This is a genomic window from Symploca atlantica LB2515 (assembly GCF_052546295.1).
Genome location: NZ_JBQWMT010000001.1, coordinates 1,802,550 through 1,816,986, shown reverse-complemented (window position 1 = coordinate 1,816,986; position 14,437 = coordinate 1,802,550). Strand labels below are relative to the sequence as shown.

The window sequence follows — 14,437 nt, the reverse complement described above, 5'->3', positions numbered from 1 at the left end:
TCAAATGGCTGCCAGCTCTAAATTATACCTTTATTAACTCTTTATTTTCGTTTAAGTCCCGTTAATTGATGCTGGGTATGGAAATAACACAACGTTTTTGCTGGAACTGGAAAAAAGGAAACTCAAGTATATAGGAGGATTAGCCAAAAACCGTAAGGTGATAATTGAAATAGGGATAAGTCAACGAGAAGAGATTCGCCTAGATAAGTTAGCCAAATCCTTGTCGCCAAAAGATTTTACCCCTGTTCAAATCAATCTAGATAAACTGAAAACCGTTTGGGTGGCTCCTGTAGAAGTTGAACTCTCACAGCTTGAAGGAAAGAGAACAATTGCTATCGTCATGAATGCCTCAACCTTCGACCAAGCTAGTGATGTTGACTATTTTATTACCAATGTTGAATCAACAAAAGCCACAGCCGATTGGATAGTAACTACCTACTCTCAAAGAAATTGGGTAGAAGTTTTCTATCGGGAAGCCAAAGGCTGGTTGGGTTTATCTGAATATCAAGTCAGAGATTATAGAAGCCTGATAAGACATTTCATGCTTGTGTTTTGTGCCTATACATTTATTTTATGGCACACTTTAACCGGAGGATTAAGACGGCGTTGGGCATCGAAACCTTTAAACACCTTTACTGAAGCATTAGAGGCGTTTCGGACAGCGATGTCTTTCCGTTTTATGGAGTGGTTGAACCACAATCGGGACGTATTCTTTGCTCACAAAGCTGCTTTGGGCTTTGTTTGGGCTTGAAATCTGTCTAAGTCCCAATAAGACCTATCCAAACCTACCCAACACTAGACTTTTCTAGACTAGATAACTGGCACGCTTAGGGTAGTTGGTGCTTACTTCCTGCTTCATTCTGGGGAGTCGGCTCTTACCAGTCCGCAGGCTAACACCGTCTAACTGACGGCTTTCTCCAAATTAACAGAAGCGTTCAAGTCGCGGTCAATTTCAAGACCACAGCCATCACACTTGAACACTCTTTCACTCAAGGAGAGTGTTTCTTTTTTAGTCCCGCAGTTTGAGCAAGTTTTGCTACTGGGGAACCATCGGTCAACTACGGTTAACTTAGAGCCGTACCATTGACACTTGTACTCAAGCTGTCTACGGAACTCGTAGAATCCCATATCTGCAATAGCTTTGGCTAGCTTGTGATTTGCTAACATTCCCGATACATTTAAATCCTCAATCCCAATTTTGCCGTGGTTTTTGGCAAGGTAGGATGTCAGTTATGTAATGTATCCTTGCGGATGTTGGCAATCTTGCGATGTAACCGCGCTATCTGAATTTGGGCTTTCTTCGAGTTGTTAGAACCTTTAACCTTGTTGCGGTTGAGCCATTGCAGTCTAGAGAGTTTCAACTCATACTTGCGATAGCTAGACGCACTTGGGAACACTTCACCCGTTGAGAGTGCAGCCAGTGCCTTGATACCTAAGTCAACGCCTACAACGTCCACTGACTTCGGTTCATTGGTTGAATCGACCTCAATTTTCCAGCTAATAAACCACCTATCAGCAGTACGGCTAATCGTGAAAGATTTGGGCTTCTGGTCAACTGGTAGGCGCTCGTAGGTCTTGAGCCAACCAATTACAGGTACTTTAACTCGATAGTGTTGACATACTCCCCGCGCTGAAGCGACGGGGATTATTTACGCTTCATTGACTAATGCTACCGAAGTAGTCTTACTCTGTCTGGACGTACATTTAGAGTCGTGCCGATGCCCCGTGCCGACTTTTTCTATATTTGCAGATGCGTTTTCGTCTCTATCATGTTCGCTGCCACAACCTAAACAGAGTATTGAACGCACCGATAAATCAATCTTGCCCCATTTATAGCCACAATCAGAGCAGGCTTGGCTAGTTGGTTCCCAACGGTTGATGGCTACAAACTTGCCTCCGTACTTTTCAGATTTTGCCTCAACCAAGACCCGGAATTCTCGCCAGCCTTGCTGACTAATTGCTCTAGAGAGTTTGCGGTTTTTGACCATTCCTGATACATTTAAATCTTCTAAGACGATAGTTTGGTTTTCACTAACGACCTTGGTAGACAATTTGTGCAGGAAGTCTTGGCGAGTGTCTGCAATTTGATTGTGCAGTTTTGCTATCTGAATTCTGGTCTTATGTCTTCTGTTTGAGTCTCTCTGTTGTCGCGCCAACTTCCGTTGAAATTTACGCATTTTACGGTCTAAACGTTTGTAGCAAGGACTGAAAGCTTTTTCACGTTACTCATCACAGCCAAGGTTTTGATACCCAAATCAATGCCAATGCTTTGGTTTTTAGCATTAGCCTGAACAGGCTCTACTTCTACTACAAAACTTAAGAAGTAACGGTTGGCACAGTCCTTAATAAGGGTTACGGAACTAGGACTCGTAGGTAAATCCCTTGACCAGACAGGCTTGACAACACCTATCTTTGCAAGATAAACACCATCTTTCTTGATGGAGAAACCCCCAATCCTGAACCGTGCCGATTGGCTATTATTCCTCTTTTTGAACTTTGGATAACCAACCTTTCTACCTTTTCTCTTGCCTTTACAGGAATCGAAAAAGTTCTTGAAAGCTATCTCTAAATCAGCTACAGACTGTTGTAGCGGTATGTTCGACACCTCGCTTAACCAAGCTCTTTCCTCAGTCTTTTTCGCCTGAGTAATAACAATCTTTTGAAGTTCAGCCGACTTGGGCTTCTTTGCCCTTGCGGTACGCTCGCCCGCTAGACCTAACGGTCTCGCTTCGCTAACGCTAACACTAACAGATTGCTTACAGATTGCAAGCGCATCGTTATACACAACACGGACGCAACCGAACAACCGAGCTAGACTCTGCTGTTGTTGGTCTGTTGGGTAAAAACGATACTGGTATCTTGCTTTCATGCTCCGTGATAGGATTGGTCTGTGTTTGGATTATACATTAGGCATCTCCAGAAAGCTAAGAGTGTCTCCCTGACTTACTTTGAAGCCTTAAACTAACTTCCACAGATTTAGCTCGATTCAACGGCTCCATAAGCATCAGGGGCTTTTGTTGTTAATTTAACTGCCAAACTATCAAGGTTAATAATCTCATTTCTCTTTGAGTATTCAGGGGTTTTCACTGCCGAGAAAACTAACCGCTCAATTCTCAGTCTTACTAAACCACAAATGGTTAGGATAACTGACTCATATTTACTGGCTTCCAGACGAAATCTTTCTTGTGCTATTTTAAATATCTTGATTAAACGAATCACGTGTTCTACAAAAATGCGGTTAGAAGATAGCTTTTTATTGGCTTCTTTTTGCTGTGAGGTTAGTTCTCCATTTTTCGGTTTTTTCTGAGGAGTGCGAATTTGAAGTTCTCCTAGATAGGCTTGATCAGCACTAAATAGTTGATTTTTATCAAATTGTTTCAGACGTTCCCGCATCAGACTTATGTCACTTTTGGTTCCTGGTTTTCCTGCTACTACATCGATAATATCTTTACCTTTGGGCAAGACAATAAACTGATTTTTAAAAGTGTGATTTTTCTTCTTACCTGAGTAGAATGATTTTTGCTCTTGATAGTCTGAAGGTCTTGATCGGCTTTGCTCAGCGCTATCTACTATTAACTCCTGCTCTGCCAACATCTCAATAATTGCTTCCTCCTCTTCTTCGCACTTTTTTACTTGTTCTAGTAAGCTAGCTGGTAGTGATTCTCGCAACAGAACTTGCCAATAATTAAACATGTTATTGGCTGTCGATTCGCTTACTTGAAATAATAAGCCCAGAATCTGAAAGCTCAGATGATGACGTAAATAGATTAAAGTTAATATAATTTGTTCTTCAAGAGCAAGAAGAGAAGTCTTGCCACCGCCAGCACTAATCAGCCGAGTTTTCTTTTTCTCAATTTCTCTCTGTCTCTGCTCATGTCAAAGTTTGGCTTGTTCAATTAGTTGAATCAACTGCTCATAGCTAATTCCTACCAAGCGCTTGGCTTCTTGATGATTACGTTGCAAGTACTCCCAGGTATAACTCACAGTTTCTGCACCCCAAACGTTAATTAGTTATGCCTTAATTATCTCATAATTTATATTTTGGAGATGTTTATTGGTCTACAGGAAATGACTACTCAATTCCGGAGGGAAAGACATAGCGTTACAGACCTCAAGATTCACTTGGTCTGCGTGACTAAATATAGGGATGAGATTTTTAGTGGTGAACAGTTGAAATTAATCGAAGAAGTATTTCGCCACGTAGCAACACAGATGAACTTTCAAATTCTAGAAATCAGTGGTGAGAACGAACACGTACACGCATTGATTGAGTATCCACCAAAGCTCTCTGTATCGAAAATTGTGAATGCTCTAAAAGGTGTCTCAAGTCGTCGTTATGGACAGGCTGGCTTTAAAAAACCGCACGGCAAAACAGCTTTGTGGAGTCCCAGCTATTTTGCCGTGTCTGTTGGTGGCGCTCCTATTGAAGTGCTTATCCAGTACATCAAGAATCAAGAAAAGCCGTCCTGGAAGGACGGGGCTTGAATCCCATATTTTTGGTCAACAGCCAATGAACCGTCAACGGTCAAGCTGTCAGGGCGTCCTTTTTTCTTAAACCTCGGTGGTTTCTTGACATGCTTGAACGCTTGCTTCCCAGCTTCTGCTAACTGCCTCAAGGCATACTGAGGAGCGCATTTACTGACCTGGTAGTACCAAGGACACTCAGGCTTGACCATAGCCACAAGTAGCTTGTGTAGGTCAACCGCGCTAGGGAATTTAAGCTTGTCCTCTGGGTTCGCCTTGTTGTGGTCAAGAATGTTTTTCGCGAGCGCAAGTCCCCAATTCCAAGCATGACGCGCTACGCCGCCATGTTTAGCTAGCTGTGTCCGTTGATGGTTGTTGAGTTTTAACTCTGTCTTGAATCCTAGAAGCATTAGGACAGATCCTTAACCACTTAGGTCATGCCATCGACTAGCTTCTTGTTTTTCTTGCTTCTAGAGCCATAGAGACGCGCTGAGAACACTGTTATTAGCTCAATCATGTCTGTGACTAGCTCTTGCTCAAAGCTCAACTCCTCTGACGATTTATTGATAATCACAACCTCAGTCTCGAATTCTTCGCACATTGCCAAGACAAGCTCTGAGCCCAATCTAAGAAGTCGGTCTTTGTGAGTCAGAACTAAACGCCCAACATCACCTTTGATAATGCGCTTGAGCAGTTTTTGAAGTCCTTTTTTGTTGTAGTTAAGTCCACTGCCAAGGTCTTGAATAGTTTCATATTGCCAACCATTTGCGGCGCTGAAAGCTTCCAAAACTTGAGCTTGTCTGGTCAAGTCGTCTTTTTGGTCATGACTTGAAACACGAGCATAGTTAATTGTGATGCGGTCGTCTAGTTGATTAAGCTCTCTTGGTGTGATGCGTTTAATATCTGCTAGAAAAAACCTTCTTTGTCCTGAAGGTGAGCGCTCTGAGCGAATCTTTCCTGAGTCTGCCCACCTCCTGAGTGTTGTGATTGAGATGCCTAGCTCTTTAGCAGCATCTCCTATACTTAATGTCACTTCGGATGATTCCATATCGTTCTACTGATATATCCTACATCCTGTTCTCTACTCATTTTGGAAGAAATGGCAAGAGGTGGATAGAGATTTAGTTACAGCTCTTTACCCTCCTACATTTTCCCAAAGGGCAACCGCACCAAAAATGAGAAACAGACAGCCACCAATCGCTGTAATCATCCGTTCGGAAACTCGACCAGCGATTAGCTTACCTCCTGTAACAGCGATCGCGCTACAAATAGCATGCCCTAGTGTGGCACCGACGATTATCCCTAATGGTTGATAAGTGGCGGCTAAGGCGATGGTGGCAATCTGAGTGCGATCGCCCCACTCCGCTACAAAAGTTAAGGCAAAGGCTTCTGAGCAAACGGCGAGGAAAGTATGTTGCTTGGCTAGTTGTGACTCCGCTTTTTCTACTGCCGCTATTGCCTCTTTTTCCTCTGTATGATTGGGTTTGGCAGACATTTTACTGGCATCGTACAACAATTTTATGCCAAAGCCCAAAAACAAAGCAATTTCTGCGTAGTCGATATAAATTTGGGGAAACACCGATACCATCTGTCCCAGAACCACGGAGAGAATAGTCATCGTTGCTAAAGCAGCACTGACTCCGATAAATACCGGCCACCGCGAGTGGCGCATTGATAAAATTACGGCAATAAAGAAAGTTTTATCACCCAGTTCAGAAATTGTAATTAGTAATAGACCTGCCGTAAAAGCTGTTAGCATCCTCTCAATCTTCTCAGAAACTGTTATTTATCTGAGTGAGCTTGATGAGGATAAAGACTCTTCACCAAGCTCACATCAGAAGTGAACTTAATGAAGGTCTCGCTCTCAAATAGCTGTTGTTATCTCAGCGGTTTTACCATCAGAATTATAGACTAGAACTCTAGTACTACTCAGATAAAATCTGCTTGTACCCGTTCTAAAACGACGGTTTTTTTGCCTATGTTGAGCACCAGTATCAGGTGTCATGGCTGAGTTGAAGCTAATTTGTCACCTGAACCAGGCTCATCACCAGTATGTTGATTCCGGTGTACTGACAAAATAATCTGTCAGTAGCTACTCCCCTTCTTTAGCTATTTATTTTAATACAAATTTGACTGAAGTTAATAGTAAGTATTGACTGAACTCACAAAATCTTTAAAATTGGTTAAGTTCAATCAAAAAATCATTTTTGTCTCATATTTTATTCATTAATAAATCATTTTTAACTAAAAAGTTTTAGATTTTAGGTGTAAGTTTTTAGCTTGAAGAAAACTTACCACCTACCACCGGGCTAACGCCCCGTTGCTTACTTGAGGCCTCTGAACAGTTCTTGAATTTTAGCTAGATGAAGAAGGGTGTAGGGTATAGGGGGTAGATTGTAGACGGAGAGTTAAGCAACTTTCTGTACTATTTTCCCCCACTTTATAGCCTATACTCGTGCCGGAGGCGCTTTGCTCCGACTACACCCTCTGAAGTCTTGACAATAAAATTAAGTTGGTACGCAGACTCCAGGAATAAAGAGCTTCATGCCCAACGACTTGAAAGTGTTATCAGCCATGGCACTAACCCCTACTGAACTACAACTTTTTTTCGATTCTTTCCCTGAGCAACTCTACGTCTTTAATCGCGCTAGGCGATTGATCTTTGCTAATCGTGTATTCCTAGAGTCGATAAGCAATATCCTGGGCAGGAGTCAACCCTTAGCGCTATCCGATGTGGTTGGAAAAACAGTTGATCAGTTAGGACTTAGTTCTGAGTTCACTAAAATCCATGAGCAACAGTTGGAGAACGTCTTTAGCAGTGGTAAGTCCTTAACTGGTGAATGCAGCTCTCGGAGTCCGTCAGGCACTAAGTATTATCAGTACAAGTTTACCCCTATCGGGGATATTTCTGAAGTTCCCCAGAAAATAGTCGTCACTTACAGGGAGATTACGGAGTATCAGCAATTACCCCTGGCTGACAAGGGAGCTGACTTTTCCCTGACAATTAAGGAAGAACAACCAACTGTCCCTTTTCAGGAAAGCCAACAGCACTTAAGCGCAGTTCTCGCCCATGCACCCGTCGCTCTCTACGCTATTGACAGTAATGGTATTTTCACGCTGAGCGAAGGCAAAGAAAGAAACTCAATGGGACTAGAGCCGACTCAAGTAATTGGTAAATCAGTTTTTGAACTCTATAGTAACCGCAGTGATTGCCTAGAACATATCAAAAGAGCTTTACTTGGCTCTAAACAGACTTGGAGTGCTTCCTACGGGGAGAAAATTTTTGAGAGTCGCGTTACGCCCCTCAAGGATAGCAAAGGTAATGTTTTGGGCATCGTTGGTGTTTCTTGTGATATTACCTCCGAGCAACAGGTACACAATAGCCTAATCGAGAGTGAAGAAAAGTTTCGCCAGATGACGGAGAATATTCGCGAATGCTTCTGGATGTCCGATGCTAATCGAACTGAGTTACTCTACATCAGTCCTGCTTATGAGCAGCTTTGGGGACGCAGTCGCCAAAGTGCTTATGAGTGTATGGATACGCGGCTTGATGCCATTTATCCTGAAGATCAAGAACGCATTCGTCGCTCATTTGCTCGTGTTCTTTTAGGAGAAACGGTTGAGGAAGAATATCGAGTTGTTCGTCCCGATGGTTCGCTTGTCTGGTTGCTGGATAGAACCTTCCCCGTGTGGAACTCCCAGGGAGAGGTTTATCGCTTGGCAGGAATTGTAGTTGATATTAGTGAGCGTAAACAGGCAGAAGAAGAACTTAAGAAGCAGAAAGAAATCTTACAAACTATCTTCGACCACATCCCGGTGATGATCAGCTTTTTTGATGCTCAGGGTAAGATGCAATTAATGAGCCGGGAGTTGGAAAATTGCCTGGGTTGGTCCCTCTCAGAAATACAAGAAGTGGACATTTTGAAGGAGTGTTATCCTGATCCAGAGTATCGTCAGATGGTTCTCAATCACATGCTCAAAGGAGCGCCAGGATGGCAGGATCTTCAAACCAGAATTAGAAATGGGCAAGTTTTGGAGACTTCTTGGGCTAATGTTAGGCTTTCGGATGGCACATCAATTGGTATTGGACAAGATATTACCTTTCGCAAGCAGGCAGAACGGCAGTTGTTAGAGAAAGCTCAAGAGTTGGAAAAAACTCTCCATGAACTCCAAAAAGCCCAGGCGCAACTGGTTCAAAATGAAAAAATGTCGAGTCTTGGTCAGTTAATGGCAGGTGTTGCCCATGAAATTAACAACCCCGTAGGTTTCATCTCTGGTAATGTTAGCTTCGCTGAAGACTATGCTGAAAGTTTAATCGAGTTAGTTGAGCTTTACCAAGAATATTATCCCACGCCAGTAGCGGAAATTTCTCAAGCAATTGAAGAAATTAACTTGAATTTTATCAAAGATGATTTTATCAAATTGCTTAAGTCAATGGAGGAAGGTGCAAAGCGCATTCGGGAAATTGTCTTACAGTTGCGGAACTTTTCACGCCTTGATGAAGGCGAGATGAAACCTATTGACCTACACTCTGGTATTGAGAGTACTCTGTTAATTTTGCAGCATCGCCTCAAAGAAAAACCGGAACGAAGAGCAATTAAAGTGGTTAAAGAATTTGCTGAGTTGCCTTGGGTGGAATGTTACGCTTCTCAGCTCAATCAGGTATTTATGAATATCTTGAGTAATGCTATCGATGCTGTAGAAGAAAAACTTGAGGCAGACTGGGTTTTTACTCCAGAAATTAGGATTAGCACTGCCGTAGAAGTTAGGGAAAATTGTCCCTTGGCGGTAATTCGTATTTCTGATAACGGTTTGGGCATCTCTACTGATGCCAAGCAACGTTTGTTTGATCCTTTCTTTACTACTAAACCCATTGGTAAAGGCACTGGTTTAGGATTATCGATCAGCCATCAGATTGTTGTTGAGCGACATCAAGGACAATTATTAGTTACTAGTGAACCTGGGCAAGGAACTAAGTTTTTGATTAAGATTCCTTTAAAGGATTGAGCTAATTTAGAGATTGTAGATAGCAATGACATTCTGGCTTTTCAATCAGGGATCTTACTAAAGCATTCAGAGCAACAGCCGCTAATAAACCACCTCCCAGAGCACCTTCTACGGTAATGTAGGGAACACTAGAACGCATTAAACGACGCTTAGCAGCTGGGGCATGGCTAAAGCCAATCGGCATGCCAATGATCAGCGCTGGTTGGAATTTTCCCTGTACAGTGGCTTCAACGGCAGACAAAAGAACAGAGGGAGCATAGCCGATAACTAAAATACAGTTTTTGTCTAACTGTTGCCATTGATTGATGGTTCGGTGGTGTTGCCAAAAGCTGGCTTCTGCCTCAGCCGCACTGCTAATATGGGGGTCAGTAATCAGGGTTTGGCAAGAACAGTTCAAATGAACTAAGCGAGTTTGATCAATTGCTGCAACTACACTAGAAACGTCAGCAACTACTTGGCAGCCAGCTTTTAGGTTATCACGGGCGGTGGCGATCGCATTTTCAGAGAGCCGCACGAAGTTAACTAGACTGACATCTCCACTGGCTAACACCAATTGTGAGAGTAAATCTACTTCAATTTCTGAACGGTTAGATAAATCTGGCAAAAGCTGTTGCAGGGATTCAGTAAAGCTTTCTGGGTGGCTATCTGTGGCGGTATCCCAGTTATCCCACAGCTTTTCTAGGAGGGCAACACCATCGGCTGTTTCAACTTCTAGATGGCGTAATTGAGTGATCGCTTCGGCTTGCACTTGTTGACAGTGGCGATCGCGTCCTAGTAGTCCTTCTAAGGCAGATGCGGTGCGTCGCAGGCGTTGCAGTTGTTGCATCACCGACTGGTATTGTTGTTGCAGCAGTACTCTGAGGTCGTCAACTTTTGGGGTAGTCGTGTCAGTTTCTAGCAGCTTGTGAATGTGTGACAGTTGAAATCCCTGCTGCTTGAGCGCCATGATGCGCTGGAGACGCTGGACATCTTTTTGAGAGTAAAGTCGGTAATTGCTCTGAGAACGCACTGCTGGCGGCAATAAACCAGAGGAGTGGTAATGCCTTACCATTCTGGGCGTCAGACCACCCCCTACAGTCTCTGTGAGTTCTTTAATTGTCAAGTGGTCAGCAGGCATCCTCTCTATGGGTTAAATTGTTTTAAGCATTAATCCGAGCCGCTGATTCAAATTATGGCTTTTTCAGAAAACCCCAGTCCAGAAGAAAACCCCTTTCGGAAAATCAAGGTTCGCATTCTAATTTTATGGGGTTTTTTAGTTAGCACTATCCTGGGATTCTTACTAGGAATAAGTATACTATCAACTGGCTTAAATATTCAAGAGCCAATTCTCACCAGTATTTTGGGTATTCTCACAATTTCTTTGCTTAGTATTTTGGTTTTGCAAAGATGCAGAAAGTCACGTATCAGTTTAAAGCAGCTCATTGGCAGAGAGCCGATTAATTATCAATGGTTACCTACAGTTGGTCTGGTAATTGCTGTCTTAATTTTCTCCTTAGGAGCCTTCCAGCTTTCCTACTATCCTATCTCCTTTATTGCACCACCATTTGTTGAAAATCTGCTTAATGAGAAATTACTCTGTTACCCATCAGAAACTACTGCCCTACTCCCCTGTAACTTACTGAGAGTTCTTTATATTATTTTAGTTGCTCCCATAACTGAAGAATTTCTGTTTCGAGGAATTATCTTGCATCGTTGGGCAACTAAATGGGGAATTGGAGCAGCAATATTAGCATCTTCTTTATTTTTCGGTCTACTACACAGAAATTTTGTAGGTTTATTTGTTTTCGGCGTAATCATGGCGTTGCTGTATATTAAAACCCGCACTTTAGTTGTGCCAATCATGGCTCATTTACTCAACAATTGTGCAGCCGTTCTCTTAGGAGTTGCTTCCACAGTCTTTAACTCTGCTGAAACTGTTCGCACCTTAGAAGAATTTCGCTCTCAATGGTGGCTAGGTTTCTTGTATTTAGCTGTATCGGTTCCCTGGTTGGTTCGTTTTATCTACAAAAACTGGCCGAGTAACAATCGCTCTTTACCGTATTTTACTAATATTTCTCAATAGCTAGAATTTTATTCTTAAAATTTTGACTCAGCATCACGTAGTGGGATAGTCATGATTGCCCCGCCTGCGATAAAGACATAAGCTGTCACACATTTAAATTGGGTATGAGTAGTAAATTGGCTATGAGTAGCGACCAAGATGGTCGCACTACAAGGATTTGCCAATTATTGACAATATAGATGGTAGTAAAACGCTTGACCTTAACACTAATGTCAAGGTTTAGGGTGAAGTAGTTGTTCAGATGCAATCTACTAGCCAGAATGAGTCAAAGTTCTCTCCCTACCCCTTCCCTGGGCCAACTATTTAAACAACATCCCGACGCAGTAGCTGCTGCGGTTTGCGCCCTACTGCTTTTCTTTGGTTGGCTAACACTGCAACTAGGCTGGGTGGGACTAGCAGTAATAGTTTTAGCCGCCGCCTATGTAATTGGTGGTTATGAAAGCACACGAGAAGGCTTAACTACCTTAATTAAAGAACATCAACTAGATGTTGATCTACTGATGATTGTGGCAGCATTAGGTGCTGCTGGTTTGGGATTGTGGCGTCAGGAATATTACCTAATTGTTGATGGTGCTGTACTAATTCTCATCTTTGCCATTAGTGGCGCACTTGAAGGTTATGCCATGCAGCGCACCGAACGTAATATTCGTAGTTTGATGGCGGTAACGCCGGATACGGCTAGATTATTGCAGCCTGCGGGGGAACAGATGGTTCCTGTAGAAAAATTGCAGGTAGGTGACGAAATATTAGTTAAGCCAGGAGAATTGATTCCCACAGACGCCATCATCTTAGCAGGTTATAGTTCCCTCAATGAAGCATCAATTACGGGTGAATCAATGCCTGTAGAAAAGCAAGCTGGGGATGAAGTGTTTGCTGGGACAATTAATGGTAATGGTGCTTTAAAACTGAGGGTACATCAACCACCAGAAAGTAGCTTAATTCAGCGGGTGATTCAGTTAGTTAAGCAAGCACAAACAGAAGCACCGCCATCTCAGTTATTTATTGAACGTTTTGAGCGGAGTTATGCTCAAGTTATTGTCTTAGTTGGGATATTACTAGCAATTACGCCGCCAATTTTTCTCGGTTGGGATTGGGAAACTACTATCTATCGAGCATTGATTTTTCTGGTAGTTGCCTCTCCTTGTGCCTTAATGGCGTCGATTATGCCAACTTTGCTATCGGGTATTGCTAACGGCGCACGGCAGGGTATTTTATTTAAAAATGGTACTCAATTGGAGATGATCGGCAGGGTAAAAGCGATCGCTTTTGATAAAACTGGCACTCTGACTACTGGCAATGTGACGGTGGTGCAAGTAACTCCAGCTACTGGAGAATCAGAAACTGATGTTTTGCGCATGGCTGCGGCTTTAGAAGCATACTCAGAGCATCCCATTGGTCAAGCTATTGTGCAAGCAGCGCAGTTACAACAGATAGAATTACCAACTGCTACTGATGTGCAAGCGCAGACGGGTTTAGGGATTTTGGGTAAGGTTAATGGTCAGTTAATTGTCGTTGGCAAGGCAAAGTATGGGCAATTATCACTAGAATACTCTTCAAGGGAACAAAACTTATTATCAAGGGAAAAGTTAAACCAAGGGTGTTCCTTACCTCCGGAATTAACTACAGCTAGTCAGCAGCTAGAAGCGACAGGCAAAACGGTGGTTTGGGTAGTTTGTGACGATAAAATATTGGGAATTATTGCTTTGGCAGACAAAGAACGTCCCTTAGCAGCGCAAACGGTAAAGCGTCTCAGGCAGCTAGGAATTGAGCAAGTGGTAATGCTAACGGGGGATAATGCTAGTACTGCGGAAAGCATTGCCAAGGCTACTGGTATTGAGCAAGTGTACGCAGAGTTGTTGCCGGAAGACAAGGTGAGTGTGATTCGTCAGTTACAGCGGCAGTACGGCGCTGTGGCGATGGTGGGAGATGGGATTAATGATGCACCTGCACTGGCGACGGCTTCGGTGGGAATTGCCATGGGTGCTGCGGGTAGTGATGTGGCATTGGAAACGGCTGATATTGTTTTAATGGCTAATAGGCTGGAAAAATTAGAACAGGCAGTTTATTTGGGCCGCCGTGCCACAAGAATTGTTCAGCAAAATATTGTTTTTGCTCTGAGTTTTATTGTGTTGCTCTTGATTGCTAATTTTGCTGGTAGCATTAACATGCCTCTGGGTGTCATCGGGCATGAAGGTTCTACACTGATAGTTACTTTGAGTGGTTTGAGGTTGTTGAGGAATTGAGAAGGGGAAAGGGCAAATCGAGAGTTAGCAGAAAAGTGATTTAATCTCATTCATCCGTAACCTTTCCTCGCATTGCCTTAATCTGACTCCGCCTGCTTTTGTTATCCAGACGCTTTCTTTGAGAACTCCGAGTCGGTTTGCTCCTTTTACGGGGTTTGGGGAGTGCAATCGCGTTCTTAATCAGGGCTTGCAATCGTTGCAATGCCTCTGCTCGGTTTTGTTCCTGGCTACGGTGTTCTTGAGCCTTGATGACAATAACCCCTTCTTTGGTAATCCGCTGATCGGAAAGCTTTAACAAGCGCTCTTGGTAGCGATTGGGTAGGGAAGAAGCCAGGATGTCAAAGCGTAGGTGAATTGCAGTCGCCACTTTATTTACGTTTTGCCCACCTGCGCCTTGAGAGCGCACTGCACTCATCTCCACCTCATGCTCTGGGATACTTACTGTGTGGGAAATTTGCAGCATGATTGATCAATTCAATATGGAATGATGCACCGTTTCTCTCGGCAGGTTGAGCAGCGAGTTTTTTTGGCAATGGTTATTCCAGTGTAGAGTACCTAGTTGATCACTGGCCCTGTTCAGAGCTTTAACTCTAGAGACAAATCACTCAAGATAGATAAAAGCCAATAGTTACTATTACTCTTCCTGTATTATATAAGCAGA

8 protein-coding genes and 5 pseudogenes are annotated in these 14,437 nt (G+C 43.1%); 5 read left to right on the top strand and 8 right to left on the bottom strand.

Annotated features, from left to right (window positions below; translation table 11 throughout):
- Window positions 1-55 precede the first annotated feature (55 nt).
- A pseudogene (locus ACT7WV_RS07720) lies at window positions 56-751 on the top strand (transposase); the annotation flags it as partial.
- 149 nt (window positions 752-900) lie between these two features.
- On the opposite strand, the pseudogene ACT7WV_RS25835 reads toward ACT7WV_RS07720, so the two are convergent.
- From ACT7WV_RS25835 to ACT7WV_RS07700, 3 pseudogenes are all read right to left on the bottom strand, one after another.
- Window positions 901-1,613: pseudogene (locus ACT7WV_RS25835) on the bottom strand (RNA-guided endonuclease InsQ/TnpB family protein); the annotation flags it as partial.
- A gap of 36 nt (window positions 1,614-1,649) precedes the next feature.
- Window positions 1,650-2,869: pseudogene (locus ACT7WV_RS07705) on the bottom strand (RNA-guided endonuclease InsQ/TnpB family protein).
- A 107-nt stretch (window positions 2,870-2,976) separates the two neighbouring features.
- Window positions 2,977-3,984 (bottom strand): annotated as a pseudogene (locus ACT7WV_RS07700) (transposase).
- A gap of 84 nt (window positions 3,985-4,068) precedes the next feature.
- On the opposite strand from ACT7WV_RS07700, the gene tnpA reads away from it, so the two are divergent.
- Window positions 4,069-4,485, top strand: a complete 417-nt coding sequence (tnpA, locus tag ACT7WV_RS07695) for an IS200/IS605 family transposase (RefSeq protein WP_445105597.1) — start codon at window positions 4,069-4,071, stop codon at window positions 4,483-4,485.
- A 17-nt stretch (window positions 4,486-4,502) separates the two neighbouring features.
- On the opposite strand, the pseudogene ACT7WV_RS07690 reads toward tnpA, so the two are convergent.
- The 3 genes and pseudogenes from ACT7WV_RS07690 to ACT7WV_RS07680 form a co-directional block, all read right to left on the bottom strand.
- Window positions 4,503-4,874, bottom strand: a pseudogene (locus ACT7WV_RS07690) (helix-turn-helix domain-containing protein); the annotation flags it as partial.
- Between the two features lie 20 nt (window positions 4,875-4,894).
- Complete coding sequence (locus ACT7WV_RS07685) at window positions 4,895-5,512, bottom strand: IS607 family transposase (RefSeq protein WP_445102339.1); 618 nt, start codon at window positions 5,510-5,512, stop codon at window positions 4,895-4,897.
- 87 nt (window positions 5,513-5,599) lie between these two features.
- Window positions 5,600-6,223 carry a TMEM165/GDT1 family protein gene (locus tag ACT7WV_RS07680; protein WP_445102338.1) on the bottom strand — a complete coding sequence of 208 codons (624 nt, stop codon included), beginning with the start codon at window positions 6,221-6,223 and terminating at the stop codon, window positions 5,600-5,602.
- Between the two features lie 785 nt (window positions 6,224-7,008).
- Here ACT7WV_RS07680 and ACT7WV_RS07675 point away from each other — a divergent pair.
- The gene (locus ACT7WV_RS07675) at window positions 7,009-9,471 is read left to right on the top strand and encodes a PAS domain S-box protein (RefSeq protein WP_445102337.1); all 2,463 of its coding nucleotides are present in this window, start codon (window positions 7,009-7,011) and stop codon (window positions 9,469-9,471) included.
- Between the two features lies 1 nt (window position 9,472).
- Here the strand turns inward: ACT7WV_RS07675 and ACT7WV_RS07670 are convergent, their stop codons facing one another.
- Window positions 9,473-10,588 (bottom strand): precorrin-8X methylmutase, encoded by a 1,116-nt coding sequence (locus ACT7WV_RS07670; protein ID WP_445102336.1) that lies wholly within the window; start codon window positions 10,586-10,588, stop codon window positions 9,473-9,475.
- Between the two features lie 54 nt (window positions 10,589-10,642).
- Between ACT7WV_RS07670 and ACT7WV_RS07665 the strand changes: the two genes are divergently transcribed.
- Both ACT7WV_RS07665 and ACT7WV_RS07660 read left to right on the top strand, forming a co-directional pair.
- Window positions 10,643-11,533 (top strand): CPBP family intramembrane glutamic endopeptidase, encoded by an 891-nt coding sequence (locus ACT7WV_RS07665; RefSeq protein WP_445102335.1) that lies wholly within the window; start codon window positions 10,643-10,645, stop codon window positions 11,531-11,533.
- 260 nt (window positions 11,534-11,793) lie between these two features.
- A complete protein-coding gene (locus tag ACT7WV_RS07660) occupies window positions 11,794-13,776 on the top strand; it encodes a heavy metal translocating P-type ATPase (protein ID WP_445102334.1) in 1,983 nt (660 codons plus the stop codon).
- Between the two features lie 46 nt (window positions 13,777-13,822).
- On the opposite strand, the gene arfB is transcribed toward ACT7WV_RS07660, so the two are convergent.
- Window positions 13,823-14,239 (bottom strand): alternative ribosome rescue aminoacyl-tRNA hydrolase ArfB, encoded by a 417-nt coding sequence (gene arfB, locus ACT7WV_RS07655; RefSeq protein ID WP_445102333.1) that lies wholly within the window; start codon window positions 14,237-14,239, stop codon window positions 13,823-13,825.
- Window positions 14,240-14,437 lie beyond the last annotated feature (198 nt).

Coding starts and splice junctions, on each gene's coding strand:
- tnpA (WP_445105597.1), top strand. CDS start 4,069: ATGACTACTCAATTCCGGAGGGAAAGACATAGCGTTACAGACCTCAAG.
- ACT7WV_RS07685 (WP_445102339.1), bottom strand. CDS start 5,512: ATGGAATCATCCGAAGTGACATTAAGTATAGGAGATGCTGCTAAAGAG.
- ACT7WV_RS07680 (WP_445102338.1), bottom strand. CDS start 6,223: ATGCTAACAGCTTTTACGGCAGGTCTATTACTAATTACAATTTCTGAA.
- ACT7WV_RS07675 (WP_445102337.1), top strand. CDS start 7,009: ATGCCCAACGACTTGAAAGTGTTATCAGCCATGGCACTAACCCCTACT.
- ACT7WV_RS07670 (WP_445102336.1), bottom strand. CDS start 10,588: ATGCCTGCTGACCACTTGACAATTAAAGAACTCACAGAGACTGTAGGG.
- ACT7WV_RS07665 (WP_445102335.1), top strand. CDS start 10,643: ATGGCTTTTTCAGAAAACCCCAGTCCAGAAGAAAACCCCTTTCGGAAA.
- ACT7WV_RS07660 (WP_445102334.1), top strand. CDS start 11,794: ATGAGTCAAAGTTCTCTCCCTACCCCTTCCCTGGGCCAACTATTTAAA.
- arfB (WP_445102333.1), bottom strand. CDS start 14,239: ATGCTGCAAATTTCCCACACAGTAAGTATCCCAGAGCATGAGGTGGAG.